Source organism: Bradyrhizobium sp. CW1, from assembly GCF_023100665.1.
Classification (GTDB): domain Bacteria; phylum Pseudomonadota; class Alphaproteobacteria; order Rhizobiales; family Xanthobacteraceae; genus Bradyrhizobium; species Bradyrhizobium canariense_D.
In genome coordinates, this window is sequence record NZ_CP064684.1 from 1,062,638 (window position 1) to 1,083,770 (window position 21,133).

The 21,133-nt window shown below is 64.9% G+C and carries 19 protein-coding genes; 7 read left to right on the forward strand and 12 right to left on the reverse strand.

Features of this window, described 5'->3' with window-relative positions:
• Positions 1-146 precede the first annotated feature (146 nt).
• Positions 147-1,910 (reverse strand): ABC transporter ATP-binding protein/permease, encoded by a 1,764-nt coding sequence (locus tag IVB54_RS05025; RefSeq protein ID WP_018453429.1) that lies wholly within the window; start codon positions 1,908-1,910, stop codon positions 147-149.
• A 311-nt stretch (positions 1,911-2,221) separates the two neighbouring features.
• Between IVB54_RS05025 and IVB54_RS05030 the strand changes: the two genes are divergently transcribed.
• Together IVB54_RS05030 and IVB54_RS05035 are read left to right on the forward strand one after the other, a co-directional pair.
• On the forward strand, positions 2,222-3,886 hold the full coding sequence (locus IVB54_RS05030; protein ID WP_026232530.1) for an L-lactate permease: 1,665 nt from the start codon (positions 2,222-2,224) through the stop codon (positions 3,884-3,886).
• A gap of 138 nt (positions 3,887-4,024) precedes the next feature.
• Positions 4,025-4,423 (forward strand): META domain-containing protein, encoded by a 399-nt coding sequence (locus IVB54_RS05035; protein WP_018453431.1) that lies wholly within the window; start codon positions 4,025-4,027, stop codon positions 4,421-4,423.
• Between the two features lie 196 nt (positions 4,424-4,619).
• On the opposite strand, the gene IVB54_RS05040 is transcribed toward IVB54_RS05035, so the two are convergent.
• The 3 genes from IVB54_RS05040 to IVB54_RS05050 form a co-directional block, all read right to left on the reverse strand.
• The gene (locus IVB54_RS05040; RefSeq protein WP_247299347.1) at positions 4,620-5,831 is read right to left on the reverse strand and encodes a hypothetical protein; all 1,212 of its coding nucleotides are present in this window, start codon (positions 5,829-5,831) and stop codon (positions 4,620-4,622) included.
• Positions 5,832-6,031: 200 nt separating this feature from the next.
• Complete coding sequence (groL, locus tag IVB54_RS05045) at positions 6,032-7,663, reverse strand: chaperonin GroEL (protein ID WP_018453433.1); 1,632 nt, start codon at positions 7,661-7,663, stop codon at positions 6,032-6,034.
• A 142-nt stretch (positions 7,664-7,805) separates the two neighbouring features.
• Positions 7,806-8,102, reverse strand: a complete 297-nt coding sequence (locus tag IVB54_RS05050; protein WP_007596954.1) for a co-chaperone GroES — start codon at positions 8,100-8,102, stop codon at positions 7,806-7,808.
• Positions 8,103-8,415: 313 nt separating this feature from the next.
• On the opposite strand from IVB54_RS05050, the gene IVB54_RS05055 reads away from it, so the two are divergent.
• On the forward strand, positions 8,416-8,937 hold the full coding sequence (locus tag IVB54_RS05055; RefSeq protein ID WP_018453434.1) for a hypothetical protein: 522 nt from the start codon (positions 8,416-8,418) through the stop codon (positions 8,935-8,937).
• A gap of 249 nt (positions 8,938-9,186) precedes the next feature.
• Here the strand turns inward: IVB54_RS05055 and IVB54_RS05060 are convergent, their stop codons facing one another.
• A complete protein-coding gene (locus tag IVB54_RS05060; protein ID WP_018453435.1) occupies positions 9,187-9,966 on the reverse strand; it encodes a protein phosphatase CheZ in 780 nt (259 codons plus the stop codon).
• 314 nt (positions 9,967-10,280) lie between these two features.
• Between IVB54_RS05060 and IVB54_RS05065 the strand changes: the two genes are divergently transcribed.
• The gene (locus tag IVB54_RS05065) at positions 10,281-11,081 is read left to right on the forward strand and encodes a L,D-transpeptidase (RefSeq protein ID WP_018453436.1); all 801 of its coding nucleotides are present in this window, start codon (positions 10,281-10,283) and stop codon (positions 11,079-11,081) included.
• 73 nt (positions 11,082-11,154) lie between these two features.
• On the opposite strand, the gene IVB54_RS05070 is transcribed toward IVB54_RS05065, so the two are convergent.
• The 5 genes from IVB54_RS05070 to IVB54_RS05090 form a co-directional block, all read right to left on the reverse strand.
• Positions 11,155-11,967, reverse strand: a complete 813-nt coding sequence (locus IVB54_RS05070) for a DUF2076 domain-containing protein (protein WP_018453437.1) — start codon at positions 11,965-11,967, stop codon at positions 11,155-11,157.
• Between the two features lie 136 nt (positions 11,968-12,103).
• Positions 12,104-12,949, reverse strand: a complete 846-nt coding sequence (locus tag IVB54_RS05075) for a ChbG/HpnK family deacetylase (protein WP_018453438.1) — start codon at positions 12,947-12,949, stop codon at positions 12,104-12,106.
• Complete coding sequence (locus IVB54_RS05080; RefSeq protein WP_018453439.1) at positions 12,946-14,007, reverse strand: glycosyltransferase family 2 protein; 1,062 nt, start codon at positions 14,005-14,007, stop codon at positions 12,946-12,948. The genes IVB54_RS05075 and IVB54_RS05080 overlap by 4 nt, the downstream gene beginning before the upstream one ends.
• 100 nt (positions 14,008-14,107) lie before the next feature.
• Positions 14,108-15,085, reverse strand: a complete 978-nt coding sequence (hisG, locus tag IVB54_RS05085; protein ID WP_018453440.1) for an ATP phosphoribosyltransferase — start codon at positions 15,083-15,085, stop codon at positions 14,108-14,110.
• A gap of 3 nt (positions 15,086-15,088) precedes the next feature.
• Positions 15,089-16,237 carry an ATP phosphoribosyltransferase regulatory subunit gene (locus IVB54_RS05090; RefSeq protein WP_026232531.1) on the reverse strand — a complete coding sequence of 383 codons (1,149 nt, stop codon included), beginning with the start codon at positions 16,235-16,237 and terminating at the stop codon, positions 15,089-15,091.
• A 734-nt stretch (positions 16,238-16,971) separates the two neighbouring features.
• On the opposite strand from IVB54_RS05090, the gene IVB54_RS05095 reads away from it, so the two are divergent.
• Positions 16,972-17,916 carry a helix-turn-helix domain-containing protein gene (locus IVB54_RS05095; RefSeq protein WP_240543985.1) on the forward strand — a complete coding sequence of 315 codons (945 nt, stop codon included), beginning with the start codon at positions 16,972-16,974 and terminating at the stop codon, positions 17,914-17,916.
• A gap of 9 nt (positions 17,917-17,925) precedes the next feature.
• Here the strand turns inward: IVB54_RS05095 and IVB54_RS05100 are convergent, their stop codons facing one another.
• Positions 17,926-18,678, reverse strand: coding sequence for a 16S rRNA (uracil(1498)-N(3))-methyltransferase (locus IVB54_RS05100; RefSeq protein WP_018453443.1), 753 nt, complete (start codon positions 18,676-18,678; stop codon positions 17,926-17,928).
• Positions 18,679-18,887: 209 nt separating this feature from the next.
• Between IVB54_RS05100 and IVB54_RS05105 the strand changes: the two genes are divergently transcribed.
• Together IVB54_RS05105 and ubiA are read left to right on the forward strand one after the other, a co-directional pair.
• Positions 18,888-19,547: a hypothetical protein gene (locus tag IVB54_RS05105; RefSeq protein ID WP_085350104.1), complete on the forward strand. Its 660-nt coding sequence runs from the start codon at positions 18,888-18,890 to the stop codon at positions 19,545-19,547.
• Positions 19,544-20,476 carry a 4-hydroxybenzoate octaprenyltransferase gene (gene ubiA / locus IVB54_RS05110; protein ID WP_018453445.1) on the forward strand — a complete coding sequence of 311 codons (933 nt, stop codon included), beginning with the start codon at positions 19,544-19,546 and terminating at the stop codon, positions 20,474-20,476. The genes IVB54_RS05105 and ubiA overlap by 4 nt, the downstream gene beginning before the upstream one ends.
• On the opposite strand, the gene IVB54_RS05115 is transcribed toward ubiA, so the two are convergent.
• Positions 20,473-20,991: a DUF6101 family protein gene (locus tag IVB54_RS05115; RefSeq protein WP_018453446.1), complete on the reverse strand. Its 519-nt coding sequence runs from the start codon at positions 20,989-20,991 to the stop codon at positions 20,473-20,475. The genes ubiA and IVB54_RS05115 overlap by 4 nt on opposite strands.
• Between the last annotated feature and the right edge of the window lie 142 nt (positions 20,992-21,133).

The following is a 21,133-nucleotide window of genomic DNA, read 5'->3' on the forward strand; positions in this document are numbered from 1 at the left end:
GACGGCCGCCTCCGGCGGGCTCCTCACCATGAGGGGTCACAGATCTCACCGCGAGGACAGACCTCATCCTGAAGGCCGAAAAAGGCGGGCGTCTCGAAGCACGGCCGCAACCAAGGGCCATAGCCTCAGAGCTTCGTCGGGCCGTCTCAGCGTGCCGCGCTCGGCTCCTTCTCGACCGGCACACCACCGTCACCGAGGACGTGGATCGCGCCGTGCTTCACCATCGTCACCTTGCGGGTATGGAAGGCTTCCAGCGTCGAGCGGTGGCCGATCGAGACGAGGGTGGCCTGTGGCAGCTTCTCCGCCAGCAGCCGGTACAGGCGGGCCTCGGACGGCTCGTCCAGCGAGGCCGTGGCCTCGTCCAGGAACAGATAGTCCGGCGCGTGCAGCAGCGCGCGGGCGAGCCCGAGGCGCTGCTGCTCGCCCAGCGACAGCATCCGGTTCCAATGACCGTCCTCCTCAAGCCGCTCGGCGAGGTCGGGCAGGCCGACCGCGATCAGCGCGTCCCTGACGCGTGCAGTTTCAAATGCGCCCGGCGCGGCCGGATAGACCACCGCGTCGCGCAACACGCCGACCGGGAAATAGGGGCGCTGGGGCAGCATCATCAGCTTCGCTTTTTCCGGGACGAAGATGGTGCCGGTGCCGAACGGCCAGATGCCGGCGATGGCGCGGAACAGCGTCGACTTGCCGGAGCCCGACGGTCCGGTCACCAGCACGCGCTCCGGCGTCTGGACGGAGAAGGCGTCGGTGGCGACCAGCGGCGTGCCGCTCGGCAGGTTCACGCAGAGCTGTTCGAGGGTGATATTGCGATTGCCGCCGGCGGCCTTGAGGGCGATCGCAGGCTCGTGCGGCGGCAGGTGCGCGGCCGCATCGACCGACATCTCGAAGCCGTCGAGGCGGGCGACAATCGAGCGCCATTCCGCCAGCGATCGGTACGCCGTGACGAAGAACGACAATGCGCCCTGTACGCTCGAGAAGGCGGAGGCGGTCTGCATCATGTCGCCAAGCTGGATCTTCTTGGCGAAGAAGGCCGGCGCCACCAGCACGTAGGGAAAGATCACGGCGGCCTGCTGATAGCTCGCGGTGAACGCGGTGAGGCGCTTGGTGCGGCTCATGATGGCATACCAATTGCCGATCACGAAGCCGAAGCGGTCCAGCAGCCGGCCGCGCTCGGCGCCTTCGCCCTTGAGCAGCGCGATCTGCTCGGAATTCTCGCGGACGCGGACGAGGTTGAAGCGGAAGTCGGCCTCGAAGCGCTGCTGCTCGAAATTGAGATTGACCAGCGGGGCACCGATCCAGTGCGTCAGCGCGGTGCCGAAGATCGCGTAGACCAGCGCGCCCCAGCACAGATATCCGGGGATCATGAGGTCGGCGCCGAACAGGTGCAACGGCGCAGCGTTGGAAAGCCCCCAGAGGATGATCACGAAGGAGAACAGCGTCACGATCGACGAGAGCAGGCCGAGCCCGATGGTCAGGGTCTGCTCGACGAAGTTCTTGACGTCCTCGGTGATGCGCTGGTCCGGGTTGTCGGCCGCATCGCCCTTAAGCTGCATGCGGTAGTGGGTGGCGCCTTGCAGCCATTCGCCCAAATAGTGCCGGGTCAGCCATTGCCGCCAGCGGATCTGGAGCCACTGGTTCAGGTACAGCTTGTAGACCGCCAGCGCGATGAAGGCGGAGGCGAGGCCGATGAAGATCCAGATCTCCCTGACGAAGCTATCCCAGTCACTTGCCTGCAGTGAGCTGTAGAACCGGTTCTGCCATTGATTGACCAGGACGTCGATCGCGACCAGCGCCAGCTCCATCGCGATGACTGCGGCAAGCAGGCCGCGGCCGGCCCATTTGTCCTCCGACCGGAAATAGGGGGCGGCGATTCGCCAGACGATCGCGAGCGTGGCGCTGATGTTCTTCACAGAGCTCTGTCTCCTGAGGGATGTGCACAACTGCCCGGGGCCAAAGACTTGGGACGACGGCGGAAATCGGCGCGCTTAGACTAAAGTCGCAAGTCCTGCAATTTGCGTTGGCTTGTCGCAGCTTGCAACCCTAGCATGGGGCTCGACGGCGCGGGGTGGGGGCTTCGGGATTTCGCGAGCTTGTGAGCGGACGGGAACCGCTGCATTCGCGAGGAATTCGCGTCCAGCTCGGGGGTTATCGCTTCAGCGTCAAGCAGGATCGGCTGTCCACGCGGGCCGCCTGCAGCACACATGCGTGGGGGAGGAAGATCATGTGGAATCAAGTTTATGACCCGTTGCACAGCCCCGTGCTGTCGACGATCGCGGCGGCAGTCCCTGTCGTCACATTGCTGGTCCTGATCGCGAGCGGACGGGTCCAGGCTCATATCGCAGCGGTCATCGCTGTGATCGTGGCCAATTTGATCACGATCTTCGTCTTCACCATGCCGGCGAACATGTCGATCCGCGCCTCGGTGCTGGGCATCGTCACCGGGTTCTTCCCGATCGGCTGGATCGTTCTCAACGTCATCTTCCTCTACCAGGTGACGGTGAGCACCGGGCGCTTCGAATTGCTCAAGCGCGCGGTGGGCGGCGTCACCGAGGACCGGCGGCTGCAATTGCTGCTGATCGCGTTCTCGTTCGGCGCCTTCTTCGAAGGCGCCTCGGGCTTCGGCACGCCGGTCGCGATCACGGGCGCCGTCCTGATCGGCCTCGGCTTCTCGCCGCTTGCAGCAAGCGGCCTGTCGCTGATCGCCAACACCGCGCCGGTCGCTTATGGGGCGCTGGGCACGCCGATCCAAGGCCTTGCCTCGGTGACCGGGCTTGATCCCTACATCCTCGGCGCGATGGTCGGCCGGCAATTGCCGTTCTTCTCGCTGATCGTGCCGTTCTGGGTGGTGTGGGCGTTCGCGGGCTGGAAGGGCATGAAGGACGTCTGGCCGGCGATCCTGGTCACCGGCGTGTCGTTCGCGGTCCCGCAATTCGTGATCTCGAACTACGTCAATCCCTGGATCGTCGACATCGGGGCGTCGCTGATCTCGATGGGGGCGCTGATCCTGTTCCTGAAGGTCTGGCAGCCCAGGCAGCTCTGGCTGTCGCCGGCGCTGCGCGGCCGCGATGAATCGGCCGCCACCATGGCCGCGGCAAAACCGATGGACAAGACGCCGCTGACGCAGAGCGAGCTGTTCAGCGCGCTGCTGCCGTGGATCATCGTCTGCATCGTGATGCTGATCTGGGGCAATGGTGGATTCAAGACCTGGGCGAACTCGATCTTCACCTGGAACTATCCCGTTCCCGAGCTGCATCAGATGATCAACAAGATGCCGCCGGTCGCGCCGGGGCCGACGAAAGAGAGCGCGGTGTTCGGCTTCACCTATCTCTCGTTCACCGGCACCGGCATGCTGATTGCGGCGATCATCTCAGGCTTCCTGATGGGCGTCGGTCCTGGCCGGCTCTTGACGGAATACGGGCGCACCATCCGGCTTTGCGCGATCTCGCTGATCACGATCTCGGCGATGCTCGCGATTGGCACGCTGACGCGGCTCTCCGGCGTGGACGCGACGCTCGGTCTCGCCTTTGCTGCAACCGGCGTGCTCTATCCCTTCTTCGGCACGCTGCTCGGCTGGTTGGGCGTGGCGCTAACGGGATCGGATACCGCTTCCAACGTTCTGTTCGGAAATCTTCAGAAGATCACCTCCGAGCAGCTTGGTCTGTCGCCGATCCTGATGGCTGCGGCGAACTCGTCCGGCGGCGTGATGGGCAAGATGATCGACGCCCAGTCGATCGTGGTCGCGTCCACCGCGACGAATTGGTACGGGCACGAGGGCACGATCCTGCGCTTCGTGTTCTGGCACTCGATCGTGCTGGCCTCGTTGGTCGGCGTGTTCGTGACGCTGCAGGCCTATGTCTGGCCGTTCACGGCGATGGTCCTGAAGTAGCAGGCCACGCCCGGCTTTAAGCCAAATCCCCGCGAGGTTGCTCCTCGCGGGGATTTTTGCGTGGCCCATGGGCGAACCTTCTCAACGGCGCCGCCGTCTTATAGAAGGTGCCGCAAATCACGTCGGTCGAGAGGTCTCATGGTTTCGTTCAGGCAGATGGTGTGTGCGGCGGTTGCAACGCTCGCGATGTCCACGCTCGCGCGTGCGGAGGACGGTTTTCCGTTCGGCACCGAGATGACGCTGGAGGCGCTGCCGCAGCCGGGCTCGAAGCGGATTCCGAACATCGAGATCGGCGACAATGGCGAAGTCGTGCTGGAGCTCTGGTGCAAGGGCGGCAAGGGCCAGTTCTCGGTTGCCGGCAACACCGTGATCTTCGTCCCCGGCCAGATCCAGGACCGCTCCTGCCCGCCGGCAAGGGCCCAGGCCGACGACGATCTCGTTGCAGCCCTGGGCAGTGTCGAGACCTGGAAGCGCCAGGGTGACGTGCTCACGCTCGTCGGCCCCAAGCCGCTGCGCTTTCGCGTCAACGGCAATTAGCCCCTGCTGTCATTCCCCGCGACCCGGCTACGCCAAGGCTTCGCCGGGGTTGAGGTCCAGGGGCGCCGAAGCTTTAGCACAGGCGGCAGGCGGGGAATCCAGTACGCCGCGGCTTCTCGATTCATCAAAACCTTCTCGGAGTACTGGATCGCCCGGTCAAGCCGGGCGACGACCGAGAGTTGATATGCGGGCTACATCACTTCCACACCGACTTGTCGGCGTCCCAGCGCTGGCCTTTCAGCTCCTTGGTGAGCGCCTCGACCGAACCGTTGTCGTCGGGCTGATCGCCTTCCTCGTCCGCGGTCGCTTCGTCCGAGAGATTGAGCTTGGCGCCGCTGCTCTCGTCAGTGGTCGTGGTCGCGGGACTCCCGATCCAGAGCATGAGCTTGTCGGTCGTGCCGGGCTTGTCGGGCGAGACGAGGCCCGCGACCTCGATCGTGTCGGTGAGCTCGAGCGCGGGAAAATCCTGGTTCGGTCGCTTGAACACCAGCTTGAGCTTGCCGGTCGCCGGGTTGAAGCTTTGCGAGACCGGCTTTGCCGCGAGCGTCCTGCTCAGCACGCCAGCCACCGCGGCCGCGAGCTTGTCGCGGTTGATCTTGTCGCCCTCGCGCCAATCGGCGGCGGCAATGCGGATGGTGCGGTCCATCTCGGTCATGCCCGCGGTCCAGCCCGCGGCGGTGACGCCGGGCGTCGCCTTGAATTTCGCCAGCAGCGCGCCGGCGCGCTCCGGATCGACCGACATGTTGATGGTCTGCTCGCCCGCGCGCAGCGCGTCGCAGCCGACGGTGAGACTCGCCAGCGTCACCTCGACGTCCTGGCCCTTCAGGCTCTTCAGGAACTCGGTCGCGGCATCCAGCTTGACCTTGACCGCGATCGCTTCCGGCGAGACGTCGGTGAAGTCCTTCGGCTGCGGCGTGATGCCGTCGTCGGAGGTCTGGTTGTCGAGGAATTCCTTCTCGCTGAGATCGGAATTGTCGGGCGAGGTGACCTCGGTCACGGTCTGGCCAATGCTGATCTGGCCGCGGAATTCGAACGTGTCTCCGGCCTGTTTGCGCAGCAGCTTGACTGTGACCGGCGCCTTCGCGCCGAGGCTCTGCGTCGTACCCGTCAGGTTCTGGCCCGCGACCTGGAGATTGACGACGAAGCGGTCCTTGCGGTCGGAATTCTTCGCGACGGGATAGCAGACGTCGAGCACGGCTGCGGTGACGGTCTTGCCCTGGCGTGTCTCTTTCAAGATCACGTCGGCATTGCCGTCCATCAGCCCGTCGATCGAGGTGAAATAGCGCGTCTCGACGCCGCCGGGCGCCGTGGCCTTCGGCGCCAGCTTCATCTGGGCGGATGCGACCTCTGGCGAACCTGCAAGCAGAGCCGCCAGAACGGCCGTGGAGCAAAACACAAGCGCGCGCATCGACGAAATCCCCGGGCAAAGTGGGCATGATCCGGAAAGTGTGAAGCGGTTTTCCGACGAGATCAGGCCCAAACAATTCGAATCGGCCGTCACCGTAGTGGGTTTTGGCCGCCGGTTGAATTGGAAAGCACGGGCCATGATCGGCAAAAAGAAGGCCGCCCGGAGGCGGCCTTCGCAGCACTGTCAGGCGAGGTTCGGCCTTAGAAGCCGCCCATACCGCCACCGGCCGGCATGCCGGAGGCGGCTTCCTTCTTCGGCGACTCCGCGACCATGGCCTCGGTGGTCACCAGCAGACCGGCGATCGATGCGGCGTCCTGGAGCGCGGTACGCACCACCTTGGCGGGGTCGATGATGCCCTTCTCGACCATGTCGACATACTCCTCGGTCTGGGCGTCGAAGCCGAAGGTCTCGGACTTGTTCTCCAGGATCTTGCCGACGACGATCGAGCCTTCCACGCCCGCGTTCTCGGAGATTTGGCGGATCGGGGCTTCCAGTGCCTTCAGCACGATGTTGATGCCGGCCTGGACGTCGGCATTGGCGTTGGTCAGACGGCCGACCGCCTTCTTGGCGCGGAGCAGCGCGACGCCGCCGCCGGGGACGATGCCTTCCTGCACCGCGGCGCGAGTGGCGTTGAGCGCATCCTCGACGCGGTCCTTCTTCTCCTTGACCTCGATCTCGGTGGCACCGCCGACGCGGATCACCGCGACGCCGCCTGCGAGCTTGGCGAGGCGCTCCTGGAGCTTCTCACGGTCGTAATCCGAGGTGGTTTCCTCGATCTGGGCCTTGATCTGGCCGACGCGGGCCTCGATCTCCGGCTTCCTGCCGGCGCCCTTGACGATCGTGGTGTTCTCCTTGTCGATCACAACCTTGCCCGCGCGCCCAAGCATCTTCACCGTCACGCTCTCGAGCTTCATGCCGAGGTCTTCGGAGATCAGCTGGCCGCCGGTGAGGATCGCGAGGTCCTCGAGCATGGCCTTGCGGCGGTCGCCGAAGCCCGGCGCCTTGACGGCGGCGACCTTCAGGCCGCCACGGAGGCGGTTGACGACCAGGGTGGCCAGCGCCTCGCCCTCGACGTCCTCGGCGATGATGACGAGCGGCTTGCCCGACTGCACCACGGCTTCCAGCACGGGCAGCATGGCCTGCAGGCCGGACAGCTTCTTCTCGTGCAGGAGGATGTAAGCGTCCTCGAGCTCGGCCGTCATCTTCTCGGGGTTGGTGACGAAGTAGGGGCTGAGATAGCCGCGGTCGAACTTCATGCCCTCGACGATGTCCACCTCGGTGTCGAGTGACTTGTTCTCCTCGACGGTGATGACGCCCTCGTTGCCGACCTTCTGCATCGCCTGCGCGATCATCTTGCCGATGGCGGCATCGCCGTTGGCCGAAATGGTGCCGACCTGGGCGACCTCGGAGGAGGCGGCGACCGGCTTGGCGCGCTTCTCGATGTCCTTGACGACGGCCGCGACCGCGATGTCGATGCCGCGCTTGAGGTCCATCGGGTTCATGCCGGCGGCAACCGACTTGGCGCCTTCGCGGACGATGGACTGGGCCAGCACGGTCGCGGTGGTGGTGCCGTCGCCGGCGAGGTCGTTGGTCTTGGAGGCGACCTCACGCACCATCTGGGCGCCCATGTTCTCGAACTTGTCCTCGAGCTCGATCTCCTTGGCGACGGTGACGCCGTCCTTGGTGATGCGGGGCGCGCCGAACGACTTCTCGATGAGCACGTTGCGGCCTTTCGGGCCGAGCGTCACCTTGACGGCGTTGGCGAGAATATCGACGCCGCGCAGCATGCGTTCGCGCGCGTCTCCGGAAAACTTGACGTCTTTGGCAGCCATGGTCTGCAATTCCTCTTCTTCGTGATGTGTCTTGCTAATTGGGTCGCCTCATTCCGGGGTCCGCGATCGAACCCGGCGGAATGATGCATGCCCGGATCGAGTGACCCGGGCATGCATTCAGCGGCCGTTCAGGCGTCTGGCCTTAGGCCATCACGCCCATAATGTCCGACTCCTTCATGATCAGGAGCTCATCGTTGTCGATCTTGACCTCGGTGCCCGACCACTTGCCAAACAGCACACGGTCGCCGACCTTGAGGTCGATCGGGATCAGCTTGCCGGCCTCGTCGCGACCACCGGGGCCGACGGCGACGACTTCGCCCTGGGACGGCTTTTCCTTGGCCGTGTCCGGAATGATGATGCCGCCCTTGGTCTTTGACTCGGCGTCGATACGTTTGACCACGACACGGTCATGCAGCGGACGAAATTTGGATTTAGTCATGACGTTTCCCTTTGGAGGCTCGCTTCGGAAGGAGAGGAAGTGGGCGGGCGGCGCTTCCGTCCACCCTTCCCGAGGATCGATCGGCGCGCGTTAGCAATCCATCTTTCAGAGTGCTAATGGTGCGCCCGGGAATATGGCTTGGCCGCGATCCTGTCAAGCAAAGGTGGTTAAGCGATTGGTGAGACGGATATAGGATGGTGACATTGGAAACTTGTTCGGGGTGCCGGCGTATTAAAGGACGTCATTGCTCCGGCAGCGGTTTTGCGCTTGGCTGCGTAAGGGGTGCGGCCATGGTTTTGTCCGGGGGAATGCCATGATCAGTTCAGCTCACGCGCGCACGGTCGCCAATCTGGCGGCGGCTTCTTGCCTGGCGCTGCTGCTTGGTGCCTGCGGCGGCGGCATGAGCCTGCCGTCCTTTTCTTCGTCCTCACCGCCCCCCGAGGCCGAGCCCGGCACCGGTCCGGAAATGCCCGCGTCGATCCGCGCCGACGAGATCGTCGGGCGCTGGGGCCTGGCCTCGTTCCAGAACCCGGCCGACCGCGCCCGCACCGAGGCTGCCGCCCGGGCCCAATGCAAAAATCCTTACGTGATCACGGCCGGCTCCTCCGGCGGCGTGATCATGCATCTGGCCGACCAGGCAACACCGCAGGAGCTGCGCCTGAAGGGCTCGCCGAGCGGCAAGAACTATATCGGGCCGGCAGGTCCGACGCCCGGCGACCAGGACCGCGAGATCGTCTCCTTCGACGGCCGCGTCCTCATCACCCGCTTCATCGACAAGGACGCCGCCACCCGCTACGGCAACATGGTCTACGTCCGCTGCGCGCCGAGGGCGTAGTCTCTATCCTTCGTCATGCCCCGCGACCCGGCTACGCCAAGGCTTCGCCGGGGTTGAGGTCCAGGGGCGCCGAAGCTTTAGCGTAGGCGGCAGGCGGACATCCAGTACGCCGCGGCTTCTCGGCTCAATCATTGCCGTCTCTGGAATACTGGATCGTCCGCCTGCGCGGACGATGACAGCGGGGGACGATAGACAACAAAAAAACGCCGGCTTGCGCCGGCGTTTCGTTATTCAGAGCGTCGCGTCCGTTCAGTCGAACAGCGCGTCGATGTCGTCCTGCGAGGCGTGGCCGACGTCGCCTGCGAGCTTCGGGCCGTTGAGAAGCTTGTCGTCATCGCTGCGGGTGTCGACCTGCGGCACGACGTGGGACTTGATCGCGTCGACGCCGCCCCAGATTTCCATCATGGAATTGATGTGCTGCTCGATGAACTTCATCGTGCTCATGACCTTGCTGATGCGCTGACCAGTCAGGTCCTGGAAGTTGCAGGCTTCGAAGATCGAGATGACGCGTTCCTGGATATCGTCGGCGAGCCGCTTCTGCTGATCGGCCGATTGCACCTTGGCCATCGCGCTGGCCGCCTGGTCGATCGACTCGGCGGCTTCGAGGATCTGCTGGGTCGCCTGTTCGGTACCGCCGACGACCGCGCCGAGCTCGCCATTGACCTTGGCCATTTCGCCGCCGTCGAAGCTCTTGCCATGCAGTGTCGCGATCTCGCGCTTGGTGCGGTCGATGGCGTCGTGGATGAGGTCGAGCTCGACCTTCAGCTTCTCGCACTGCTCGATCTGCGCTCGGTAAGTATCGAGCATGGTACGGGCTTCCGAGAGCTCGTGGGCGGTGGAGGCGTCGATCGCCGCCATGGCGGCGCTGCCGGACAACGGCGCGGTGCCCTTCGCCATCTGCGTGCGGATCGCACGCAACTCGGCCATGATCTCGCTATGCATCGGCGCAGCCTCCTCAATCATTTCGGGGCTGGGCATCTCGCCGACAATAGCCTCCTCGACACGAAAACGTTTGCGGTGAATAGCCATCAAGAACTCCCCCCACCTCACTCACGCGTCTTTGTAGGCAGAAGCGATTTAACACGAAGTTCACAGCCGGAACTGTCGTACGGCTGTGCGCGACGGCTTGCAAACGAGCGATTAACCATGCGTGCGCGGCGTTCATCGAAAATAAACGCTGATCGCCAAATTGCGCCGCTGCCGACGACGTGGTGAATCGAAATGGCGTTTCCGTTTACCAAACAAAACGGCTTTTGCTCTTTATTGACCACGTCGCGGGTGCGGATCAGCCATCACCTCGCCACGACGCATGTGATCTAGACGAAACAGTACAGAGTACGTCGATGTTCAAGAAAATGTCCGTTGCGCTGCTTGGCAGCGCTTGCACCTTCCTTGCCGGCGTCAACAGCGCCAGCGCCTTCGACAATAGCGTGCCGAACGATCCGCCCGCGGTGCTGTACCAGCCGCAGGTGCCGCCTGCGCCGGTTCGCGTCGCGTCCAATTCGAACATGGGCGGCGGCTTCATCGAGTTCATCTTCGGTGACGGGCCCGGTCGCGGTCCGGCCTACGCTCCGCAGCAGCCGGTGTATCAGCAGCAGCCGGGTTATTATGACCAGCGCCGCCTGCCGCCGATGGGCGAACCGCAGATGCAGGACGCAGGTCTCCAGCAGGAGGCGGTCGACCCGCGGCAGCGTCAGTTCGATCCGAAATTCGAGAAACAACTCGTTGACTATAGCGGCAACGAAAGCGCCGGCACGATCGTGGTCGATACGCCGAACAAATTCCTCTACCTCGTCGAGGGCAACGGCCGCGCGATGCGCTACGGCATCGGCGTCGGCCGCCCCGGCTTCACCTGGTCCGGCGTGAAGTCGATCACGGCCAAGCGCGAATGGCCGGCCTGGACGCCGCCGGCGGAAATGATCGCGCGCCGTCCTGACCTGCCGAGGCATATGGAAGGCGGCCCCGAAAATCCGCTCGGTGCGCGCGCGATGTATCTCGGCTCGACGCTCTACCGTATCCACGGCTCCAACGAGCCTTGGACCATCGGTACCAACGTCTCCTCGGGCTGCATTCGCATGCGCAACGAGGACGTCATCGATCTCTACGGCCGCGTCAACGTCGGCACCAAGGTCGTGGTGATGTAGGCGCATAGCGCTCGGAACCAAAAACGGCCGCCTCATCGGCGGCCGTTCTCGTTTGGAGCAAGGATAAGAAGCGTCAGGCGTAATCGCTGCCGCCATCATCTCCGCCGCCGAAATCGCCGTCGTCGGCGAGGTCGACATTGCCGCCGTCATTGTCGTTCTGATCGTTGTAATTCTGGTCGTCGTTCGAAGCGTGGTCGGCGAAGCCCTGCCGGGAAGCATCGCCGCGGTTCGAGCCGATGTCGTCGAGGCCGGCATCGCGCGCGAGCGAGCCGCCGGACTGATCGCTGCCGGTCCAGGGGCTGCGATCGCCCAGGGCATTGGTGTCGCCGAAGGCCTGCTGATGCGATCCGCCCATCATGCCGCGGATGCTGGAGAGCAGCAGCGAGCCGCCGACGACGCCGGCCGCGGCGGCCGCCGCCGTGCCGAGGAACGAGCCACCGCCACCGCCGATCGGCGGCGCACCATAGCCCTGACCCGGTCCTTGGCCGTAGGCCTGCCCGTACGGTGGTTGGCCATAGCCCGGCTGGGGCTGCTGCATCGCCTGGCCGCTGTTCCATACCGGCCGCGAGTCACGCGGCGGCACGTTCGGAACCGAGCCGCGCGACGGGCCCCCGCCGAATAGCGTGTCGCGCATGGTGTCCAGGAAACCGCCGGACTGCGCCTGCTCGGGCGCCTGCGCCGCCTCCAGCTCTTGGATGCGGTTGTGAGCACGCTTCAGCGCCTCGTCCTGCAACAGCACGGTCTGCACCAGCGCATAGATGGCGCCGGGCGCCTTGCGCAGGCCGTCGGAGATCGCGGCGATCGCGTCGGGATCGCGCGGTGCATTTTCCAGTTTCGAAAGCCGGTCGAAAAGCTCGTCGACGAGCTGGCGTTCCTGCGGCGTCATGGTCAGTCTCCCTCGCGCAAAACAAGCGCGAGGCAGATGTAGGGTTCCATTGTGGCCCCAACAGTGCCGGCTGGATTAAATTTCGGTATGCGACAAGCTGCCCCGCGGGGCGGCTTTCTCGCAAACTTCGCCGGTTTTACCCCAGCGTGACGCCGCTGTCCGTCAGCAGGCGCGCAAAGGCATCGCCGGCGAGATAGGAGTGCTCGCGTTCGCGGACATCCGTCATCGGGTCGAGCCCGGTGAGAATTTCGTCGACGAAGCCGGGATGACACATCACGAGGCCGCCATCCGGCAGGCCTTCGAGAAATTGCCGCATCAGCTCGCCGAAATCGGCCGCCCGCGTGAAATCATAGGCGCCGGCGAAGCCGGGATTGAAGCTGAGGCCCGCGCTGACGGCACGGCGGCGGAATTGCGCGCTGAGAATGTCGAGCACCATGGCTTTCGGTGAGGCCAGCCGCTGCATCAGCGGCAGGTCGCGGCCGCCCTGGCGCACCCAGGCTTTTGGCGCGACTTCGCTCACCGCATCGACAAAGCCGTCGCGCACCTGCGGGTAGAGCTGCACATGCTGATGGCCGTCGACGAAGTCAGGCGCGCGTCCGAACGCTTTCGCGAAGGCTGCCAGCTGCGCCTTGACCTCGTTGCGAAAGAACTCGCGGTCGAGCCTTCGCGCAAGACCCGCGCGCAGCAGCTTCGGAAACGGGAGAAACATGTCGCCGTCGAGCGGACGGAAATGCATGGTGAGCGGCCGGAACGGTGCCGACAACGTCACGTGCAATCCGATCGCGCAGCGTGGGCTCGCTTGCGCTGCCGCCTGGAGCGCTTCGATCTCGCTGCGCTCGACCGCAGGTCCCACCATCATCACCGAGGTAGCGTTGAGACGGCCGCGTTCGATCAGGTCGCGGATGGCGCGATTGACGCCCGGGCTGATGCCGTAATCGTCGGCGCAGAGCCAGATCCGCCGCAGCGGCGCGGCCGCGCTCATTCGGCCGCCGTCCTCTTCGAGGCGTCCAGGCTTGAAGCGTCCTGGGCCTTCTCGGTTTCGAAATGCTTTTCACTGTGCTCGGCGACGAAGTAGATCGGGCGCGCCTTCAGCTCGGAGAGGATCTTGCCGATATATTCGCCGACGATGCCGATCATGATGAGCTGCACGCCGCCGATCGTCATCAGGCCGATCACGAGTGAGGGATAGCCGGGCACCTGCTTGCCGGTGGTCAAGACCTCCCAGAGGATCGACAGACCGAACAGGAACGCTCCGCCGGCGAGGATCACGCCGAGCAGGCTGGCGAAGCGCAGCGGCGCCACCGAGAACGAGGTGACGCCTTCGATCGAAAGACCAAGCAGGCGTGCGGCGCTGAAGGTCGTCACGCCATGGGTGCGCGGCGCGGGCTCGTAATCGACGCGGATCTGGCGGAAGCCGATCCAGCTCGCGAGGCCCTTGAAGAAGCGGTTGCGCTCGGGCAGCTGCCTCAGTGCTGCGACCGCGCGCGGCGACAGCAGGCGGAAGTCGCCGGCGTCTTCGGGAATCTTCTGGCGCGCGCCCCAATTGATCAGCGCATAGAAGCCGCGCCCGGCGAGCCGCCGCAGGAAGGGCTCGTTGTCGCGATGCGCCTTGGCGGTATAGACGACGTCGTAGCCGTCCTCGATCCAGTGCCGCACCAGTCGCTCGACCAGCGACGGCGGATGCTGGCCGTCGCCGTCCATGAACAGCACCGCGCCGAGCCGGGCATGGTCGAGGCCAGCCATCAGCGCGGCCTCCTTGCCGAAATTGCGCGACAGCGACACCACCTGGACGTCGACCGCGTCGGCCGGCAGCGAGCGGGCGATCGACAGCGTCGCGTCCGCGCTACCGTCGTCGACATAGACGACCTCGCAAGCCAAGCGATAGCGCTGCCGCAAGGTCTTTGCGAGATCGCAGATGCGCTGGTGTAGGGCGGCGAGGCCCGCGGCTTCGTTGTAGAGCGGGACGACAATCGACAGCCCCTTCGCGGCGGCGCTTGCCGCGTTGGTCGTCATGCCGGAAACGTCAGAGCCCAGCGTCATCGATCAAGGTTCCAGAGGCGTTCAAGGTCATCTCAACAGCATATGGTAGCTGCCGTTTGCTGTCGCTACGCTGAACGGAATTGCTCAACAAACTTTGGGCTCACTGCCGCAGGAACGCCTCGAGCCTGGCGAACAGCGGGTTCTCCCGGTCGAACACGTAATCCAGCGAAACCACCGAGACGGTCTCGGCGCCATGCCCGCGCAGGAAGCTCGCGAGTGCATAGAGCTGGCCCGGCGGGCAGTGCAGCGTGAGCATGCCTGACGAGGTCGGTCCGCCGAACGGGGCTTCGACGCCGAAGCGCTCATGGGCCTCGGTGAGCATGGCCGCGTCGCACTGGCGGAAGCGGGTGCGGACTTCGCGGTATTTGTTGGCCCGCGCCCGCGCCGCGATGTGATCGAGGATGATTCGCGCGGTCTCCCGCGCTTGCGGCGACCAATCGGCGTCCCTTGAGGCGACCAGATTGGCCTGGCTGCGCAGGATCACGCCGTCGTCGAGCACCCGCAATCCGTTGGCGGCGAGCGTCGCGCCGGTCGTGGTGATATCGACGATCAACTCGGCGCTGCCGGCGGCCGGTGCGCCTTCGGTCGCGCCCGTGCTTTCGACGATGCGGTAATCGGTGATGCCTTGGCTCTGGAAGAAGGCGCGGGTGAGATTGATGAACTTGGTTGCGACCCGCATCCGCATGTGATGCTGCTCGCGGAAGCCGGTGGTGACGTCGTCGAGGTCGGCCATGGTGCGGACGTCGATCCACGCCTGCGGCACCGCGACGACGACGTCGGCATAGCCGAAGCCGAGGCCTTCGATCAGGGAGACGCGCTTGTCGGCGTCCGCGATGGTCTCCCGCACCAGATCCTCGCCAGTGACGCCGAGATGCGCCGAGCCGCGGGACAGTTGCGAGGCGATTTCGCTCGCCGAGAGATAGGCGACCTCGACATTGTCGAGGCCAGCGAGCGTGCCGCGATAGTCGCGGGCGCCGCCCGCCTTCGACAGCTTCAGCCCGGCGCGGGCGAAGAAGGCCTCGGTATTTTCCTGAAGGCGGCCCTTGGAGGGAACGGCCAGAACGAATGGCGCGCTCATGACTTAAGCTCCCACCTTGCGGCCGATCCGGGTCAGCGCATCCACCCAGACCGAGAAACCGACCGCGGGGATCGGCTCGGCCGATCCAAGCTGGGTCATCAATCCGTCATAGCGGCCGCCGGCAACCAGCGGCTCGGCGCCGTTGCCGCGGTGATGCAGCTCGAATTCGAAGCCGGTGTAGTAGTCGAGCCCGCGCCCGAACGCGGTGGAAAAGCGCGTCGCCTTCACATCGATGCCGCGCGCGGCCATGAAGCCGACCCGGCTTTCGAACTGGTCGATCGCAGCACTGAGGTCGAGCTTCGCATCATTGGTGAGCGCGCGCAGCTCGGCCACGGCGTCATCGGGGTTACCCGATATCGACAGGAAACGTTTGAGCACGGCGATGGCCTCGCGCGGCAGCGCGCCGCCCTTCAGCGTCGACTGCTCGAGGAAGCGGTCGGCAATCTCGGCGGTGGTGCGGCCGCCGACATTGGTGGTGCCGGCGATCGACATGAGGTCGGTTACGAAAGCGAGCGCTGCCTTGCGGTCGGAGCCGGCGAGCGCCGCGAGCACGCCCTCATATTCGCTGCGGGTCGCGGTGGTCGCGGCTGCCAGCCGCTCGAGATCTTGCTCCAGGCTGATCTTGCGGTTGAAATCCTTGACCAGGCGGCGGCGCCAGACCGGATAGAGGTCGAGCGCGTCGAGCAGCGCGTTGAACAGCGCCACGTCGCCGGTGCGGATCTCGACGTCGCGAACGCCGAAGGCGGCGGTCGCCTCCAGCGCCAGCGCCAGCATTTCGGCATCGGCCGCGGCGCGGTCCTGGCGGCCGAACGACTCGATGCCGGCCTGCAGGAATTCGCTGCTCTGGCCGCTGCGGTAGCGGAACACCGGGCCGAGATAACTGAACCCGGCCGGCTGGCCGGCACGGCCAGAGCTGAGGTAATCGCGGGCCACCGGTATGGTCAGGTCCGGGCGCAGGCAGAGCTCATCGCCGGATAGGTCCGTGGTCAGGTACAGGCTCTTGCGGATGTCCTCGCCGGAGAGATCCAGGAACGGTTCGGCCGGCTGCAGGATGGCGGGCTCGGCCCTGACATAGCCGGCCTGCGCGAACGACAGCAGCAGCGTGTCCGCCCAGGCGGAGCCGGCAGCATTTGAGGTGGCAGTCGCGGTCATCTCGGGGTCCATCGTCCCGGTGGAACCGGGCAGGGCAAGCAGGGAACGAATTGCCGCAGGCCTTAGCATGGCCCGGAAGCGGTTTCGACCTCCAAAGGATCAATCGCTTAACAGCGCCGGAGCGACGCACCGTCAGCAGAGGATGCGAAGCCCAATTCAGGCGTCGTCGCCAAGCTAGGTAATATAATACCTAATCGCGCTGCGGCCGATCGAGTTAGGTTGGACGCCTCACCCTCATTCATTCGGCCAGCGAGCTCTCCGGGCCGCTTCCACGAAGGAATGGCCGCCTGGCCGGAATGCTCGCTGCCTCACATGTAACCTCATCCGCGAGCTGCTTGGCCCGGTTGAGGGTGTCCACTGGTCGCATGCTCAATTTGGGTAGGGCGGACGGTCCGTTCGCAGAGCCTTCGTTTACAATGCGAAAGTTGGTTTCCGATTCATGCGGCAACGCACAGACGTTATCGGAACGGTCGCGCGACACACGCTGGCCTATATGCTGTTTTGATTAGCGAGATGTTCCGGCACTACGACTTAGATCCACTCGACCTTCTGATCGTTCGTGCCATTCTCAATGCCCCGCGACCTGCGGCGCGCCGGGGCCAGAGCGCCGGGTGGTTTGCGCCGCGCTAAAGTCGCCGTCTCTACGAAGAACGTCAGGTAAGCAGCAGAACATGGATCAAAGCCGTCTAGTCCCTGCTCGCGAGGCAATGCAAAAGATAGCGGCGGATCGCTTGATGTCGTTCCAGGATCTCAAGCCGTCCTCGGCGCTCGAGCTCAAATCGTATGACATCGATCATTTCGGTGAGACCGAGAAATACGCCGGCGCATCGAGCATGCCGTTGTCTGTCGGGACGACCGCGATCATGCGTGCCCGGCTCACCTTGCCGACCCTGACCCTGTCGCTGTTGAAAACCTTCCCCCGGATCATTCGCGGCTATCAGCTCACCAATGCTGCCGCAGTGGTGGTACCGATGGATCACGTGACCTCTGCCCGCATAAACGGGCAATCGACCGGCGGTTCTGTTGTCATTCTAAAAGGCGGTTCAGATTGCTTGGTGCATGAGCCGGAGGGGCGTCTGCTGGCGGTGGTCTACTTCAGTCCATCCGGGCGGGAGCCATTGCCTGAATTGAGCGATGGATGCCATTTGCTGAATCCGGCGCCGGACGTGCTTGCCTCGCTGCGCCGTCTGATCTCGATCTCGCTTGAAACCGCGGCAAATGACCCGGACTTCCTGAATGAGCCGGCTTCGCAAACGATTGTCGAACGGTCACTGCTCAGCACGATGGATGCGGCGATCTGGTCCAGTGTCGCAAGCGCACCTGCGTCGTCCACCACCGAGCATTATCGGCGGATCGTGGCTGATATGGAAAAACTGATTCGGCGCGATCTGATGATCTGGCACAAGACCACCGAACTGGCGGAACAGGCGGGCGTGTCGGTCCGGACTCTCCAGAGTGCGACACGGGCCATCTGCGGCATGAGCCCACATCGCTATAGCCGGGTCTTGCGCCTCTGGTCGGTACGCAAGCAACTGCGCACCGGCCGAGCAGGCCGGAGTGTGAAGTCCTGCGCGCTTGCGCATGGTTTCTGGCATCTCAGCGAATTCGCAGCGAGCTACAGAGAGGCTTTCGGAGAGTTGCCTTCGGAGACCCTGAACCGATCGCTACGAGGCGAATAGCAACGTGCCTTAGCCGCGTTCGCCACCCCAGTCGCCCAGCACCGCCTGCACCAGCGCCAGCGCGGCCACCGCGGCGGTGTCGGCCCGCATGATGCGGGGTCCGAGCGCCAGCCGCAGGATTTTCGGCTGCCGCAGCAGCAGGACCCGCTCTTCCTCGGCAAAGCCGCCTTCGGGTCCGATCAGCACGTCGATTCCCTCCCCGGCGCGTGCGGCTTGCAAGCTCCGAATGGGGTTTTCGAGCTCCGCCGCCTCGTCGCAGAAGATCAGCAGCCTGCCAGCGGCGCGCTGGGTCAAGAAGCGCTCCAGCGGCACCGGCTCGGCAACGGTGGCGATGCTGAGAATGCCGCATTGCTCGGCCGCCTCGACGACATTGGCGCGCATCCGCTCGGTATTGACGCGTGAGGCCTGGGTGAATCGGGTCAGAACCGGCTGCAGGCTGGCGGCGCCCATCTCGATGGCCTTCTGCACCATGTAGTCGAGCCGGGCATGCTTGAGCGGAGCGAAGATGTAGGCGAGGTCGGGCAGCCGGTCCTGCGGCCGGGTCTGCTGGAGGATGACGAGACCGTCCGGCCGCTTGCGGCCTTCAATGGCGGCCTGCCACTCGCCGTCGCGGCCGTTGAACGCCAAAACCTCGGCCCCGGCGGCAAGCCGCAGCACATTGCCGAGATAATTGCTCTGGTCGCGGTCGAGCTCGACCCTGCCGTCCTGGGCAAGCGGGGCGTCGACGAACAGGCGGGGGCCGCGGAAATCGTGGGAAGGCATCGTCAAAGGTCCGATTTGCCGCCGTTCTTAACCGAAAGCAGTCCTTTCGGGGTAAATTTTGCCAAAATGGTGCGTCGGCGCGCCGCGCTCCCGCCCTATTCAACGGGTTGTTAAGGGCCGGCGGGAATCGTAAAATCGCGAGCACGCCGGTTGCGCTTCAATTGGGAAGACGCCGAACCCCGCAAGCTCCTGCCGGAGAGACTGCCTTGATGATCCGTCATTTGATGGTTCCGATCACTGCCGCCATGGTCACGATGGGCGCCGTTGGTGCCTATGCGCAGGGCTTCCCCGCGCCGCTGCCGGGCCAAGCCCCAACCAGTTCCGCCTTCCCGCCCGTCAATGGCTCGGCGCCCGTCGCCTCCGTCGGCGGCGCGCCGCAATCCTCCTTCCCCGTGAATGGCGCCGCTCCTGTCGGTGGCGCCGGCGCCTTCAGCGCGGCCCCGCCGACGCAAGCCGGTCCCGGCGAGGACTGCATGAAGGCGTTCATGCCTCTGCGCGAAGATGCCGAAAAACGCGGCAAGCTGATCAAGGCCGCGAGCGACCGTCACGCCCCGCCTGACGAGGCCTGCAAGCTGATCCGCAACTTCAGCCAGGCTGAGACCAAGATGATCAAGTACATCGAGGCCAATGCCTCGAAGTGCGGGATTCCGGCGCAGGTCGGCGCGCAGATGAAAGACGGCCACAAGAACACCGAGGCCATGGCGGCGAAGGTCTGCAATGTTGCGCAGCAGATGCAGAACCAGCCGCGCGGACCGGCCGGTCCGTCGCTGAGCGAAGTGCTGGGTTCGGGCTCGCCGCCCGAGGCCAATGCCGGTAAGAAGGGCGGCAGCACCTTCGACACACTCAACGGCAACGTCCTGACGCGATGAGCGACACGTCAGCCCGAGTTGCCGATTCCACCGGCAACTGGGTCGATACGCGTGCGCCGCAATGGGCGCGGCCTTATCTGCGCTTGTCCCGCTTCGATCGTCCGATCGGCTCCTGGCTCCTGTTGATGCCGTGCTGGTGGTCGGCGGCGCTCGCCGCCGGCATGGCCCATGACGTCCGCGGCCTGCCGCTCACCATCGTCCTGTTCTTCATCGGCGCCTTCGTCATGCGGGGGGCAGGCTGTACCTGGAACGACATCACCGACCGTGACCTCGACGACAAGGTCGAGCGCACCCGCTCGCGGCCGCTGCCCTCCGGCCAGGTGAGCGCGAAGCAGGCGCTGGCGTTCATGGTCGCGCAGGCGCTGATCGGGCTCGTGGTGTTGCTGCAGTTCAACCGCTTCGCGATCCTGACCGGCATTGCCTCGCTGCTGATCGTCGCGATCTACCCGTTCATGAAGCGCATCACCTGGTGGCCGCAGATCGTGCTCGGGCTCGCGTTCTCCTGGGGCGCCCTGATGGGATTTGCCGTCACCTTCGGGCGGATCGATGTCACCGCGCTCGTGCTCTATGCCGGCGCGATCTCCTGGGTGATCGGCTACGACACGATCTACGCGCATCAGGACGCCGAGGACGATGCGCTGATCGGCATCAAGTCCACCGCGCGCCTGTTCGGTGCGCATACGCACCAGGCGCTGATACTGTTCTACGGCCTCGCGGTGCTGCTGATCGGCGTGGCGCTGGCGTCGGGCGATGCGCGCTGGCCGGCCTGGCTCGGACTTGGGGCCTTCGCCGTGCATCTGGCCTCGCAGATCGGGCGGCTGAATATCAGCGATGGCGATCTCTGCAAGCGCCTGTTCTACTCGAACCGCGACGCTGGGCTGTTGTTGTTTGCGGGTTTGCTGGCCGACGCGGTGATGCGGACGGCTTAACTCCGGGCGATGATCTCGCGCTCATCGCGATGCACCGACAACTCCCGTGCGACACCGGTGCGGCGGCGCATCAGAAATTTCGGACGGCGGTCGCGAATCGGGTTGGCGCGGCGACGGCGCGGCGCGGGCTGGCGTGCGCCTTCGTCGAGCTGCGGAAGTGCGAACAGCTCGCTCCAGATTGCCCAGGCCTCAACGAGTTCGTCGCCGTCGGCGCTGACCAGCAGCGGAATGGAGAGCGAGGGATCGCGATGAACGAGGACGAGGGTCTGGGCCTCGTCGTTGCCGCGCAGCGCGACGCCGGTGAAGTCGCTGACGCGAACATTGATTGCCATCCGCATGCCGCGGACGGCACGGTGCAGCACGACACGTTCGCGATGAAGCTCGATCTGCCGTACATATCCGTCGGCGCGCGGATCATGCGCATCGAAGCGGACCGGAAGGGAAAGGGGGTCGAGCCGCAGGGAGCGGCTCGACCCGGCGGGAGCGATCCCGCTTGTTGCTGTTTGACGCCTCACGGCTTTAGTTCTCCCCGCCAGGATTATGTTCCCGGTCGATGCGAGGACCTTAGCGCGAGCCTTTCCGAAACCGCTTAAAAAGGCTGGTTAATCCAACCTCACCGCCGCGCATGATTGACAAGACCTTGGCGCGCATGATTGA

What these genes read in the sequence shown, in the direction of transcription:
- IVB54_RS05040 (WP_247299347.1), bottom strand. Translation starts at nt 5,831, where the DNA reads ATGCGCGCGCTTGTGTTTTGCTCCACGGCCGTTCTGGCGGCTCTGCTT.
- IVB54_RS05035 (WP_018453431.1), top strand. Translation starts at nt 4,025, where the DNA reads ATGGTTTCGTTCAGGCAGATGGTGTGTGCGGCGGTTGCAACGCTCGCG.
- IVB54_RS05050 (WP_007596954.1), bottom strand. Translation starts at nt 8,102, where the DNA reads ATGACTAAATCCAAATTTCGTCCGCTGCATGACCGTGTCGTGGTCAAA.
- IVB54_RS05055 (WP_018453434.1), top strand. Translation starts at nt 8,416, where the DNA reads ATGATCAGTTCAGCTCACGCGCGCACGGTCGCCAATCTGGCGGCGGCT.
- IVB54_RS05100 (WP_018453443.1), bottom strand. Translation starts at nt 18,678, where the DNA reads ATGCCTTCCCACGATTTCCGCGGCCCCCGCCTGTTCGTCGACGCCCCG.
- groL (WP_018453433.1), bottom strand. Translation starts at nt 7,663, where the DNA reads ATGGCTGCCAAAGACGTCAAGTTTTCCGGAGACGCGCGCGAACGCATG.
- IVB54_RS05075 (WP_018453438.1), bottom strand. Translation starts at nt 12,949, where the DNA reads ATGAGCGCGGCCGCGCCGCTGCGGCGGATCTGGCTCTGCGCCGACGAT.
- IVB54_RS05065 (WP_018453436.1), top strand. Translation starts at nt 10,281, where the DNA reads ATGTTCAAGAAAATGTCCGTTGCGCTGCTTGGCAGCGCTTGCACCTTC.
- hisG (WP_018453440.1), bottom strand. Translation starts at nt 15,085, where the DNA reads ATGAGCGCGCCATTCGTTCTGGCCGTTCCCTCCAAGGGCCGCCTTCAG.
- IVB54_RS05080 (WP_018453439.1), bottom strand. Translation starts at nt 14,007, where the DNA reads ATGACGCTGGGCTCTGACGTTTCCGGCATGACGACCAACGCGGCAAGC.
- IVB54_RS05105 (WP_085350104.1), top strand. Translation starts at nt 18,888, where the DNA reads ATGATCCGTCATTTGATGGTTCCGATCACTGCCGCCATGGTCACGATG.
- IVB54_RS05060 (WP_018453435.1), bottom strand. Translation starts at nt 9,966, where the DNA reads ATGGCTATTCACCGCAAACGTTTTCGTGTCGAGGAGGCTATTGTCGGC.
- IVB54_RS05030 (WP_026232530.1), top strand. Translation starts at nt 2,222, where the DNA reads ATGTGGAATCAAGTTTATGACCCGTTGCACAGCCCCGTGCTGTCGACG.
- ubiA (WP_018453445.1), top strand. Translation starts at nt 19,544, where the DNA reads ATGAGCGACACGTCAGCCCGAGTTGCCGATTCCACCGGCAACTGGGTC.
- IVB54_RS05095 (WP_240543985.1), top strand. Translation starts at nt 16,972, where the DNA reads ATGTCGTTCCAGGATCTCAAGCCGTCCTCGGCGCTCGAGCTCAAATCG.
- IVB54_RS05070 (WP_018453437.1), bottom strand. Translation starts at nt 11,967, where the DNA reads ATGACGCCGCAGGAACGCCAGCTCGTCGACGAGCTTTTCGACCGGCTT.
- IVB54_RS05090 (WP_026232531.1), bottom strand. Translation starts at nt 16,237, where the DNA reads ATGACCGCGACTGCCACCTCAAATGCTGCCGGCTCCGCCTGGGCGGAC.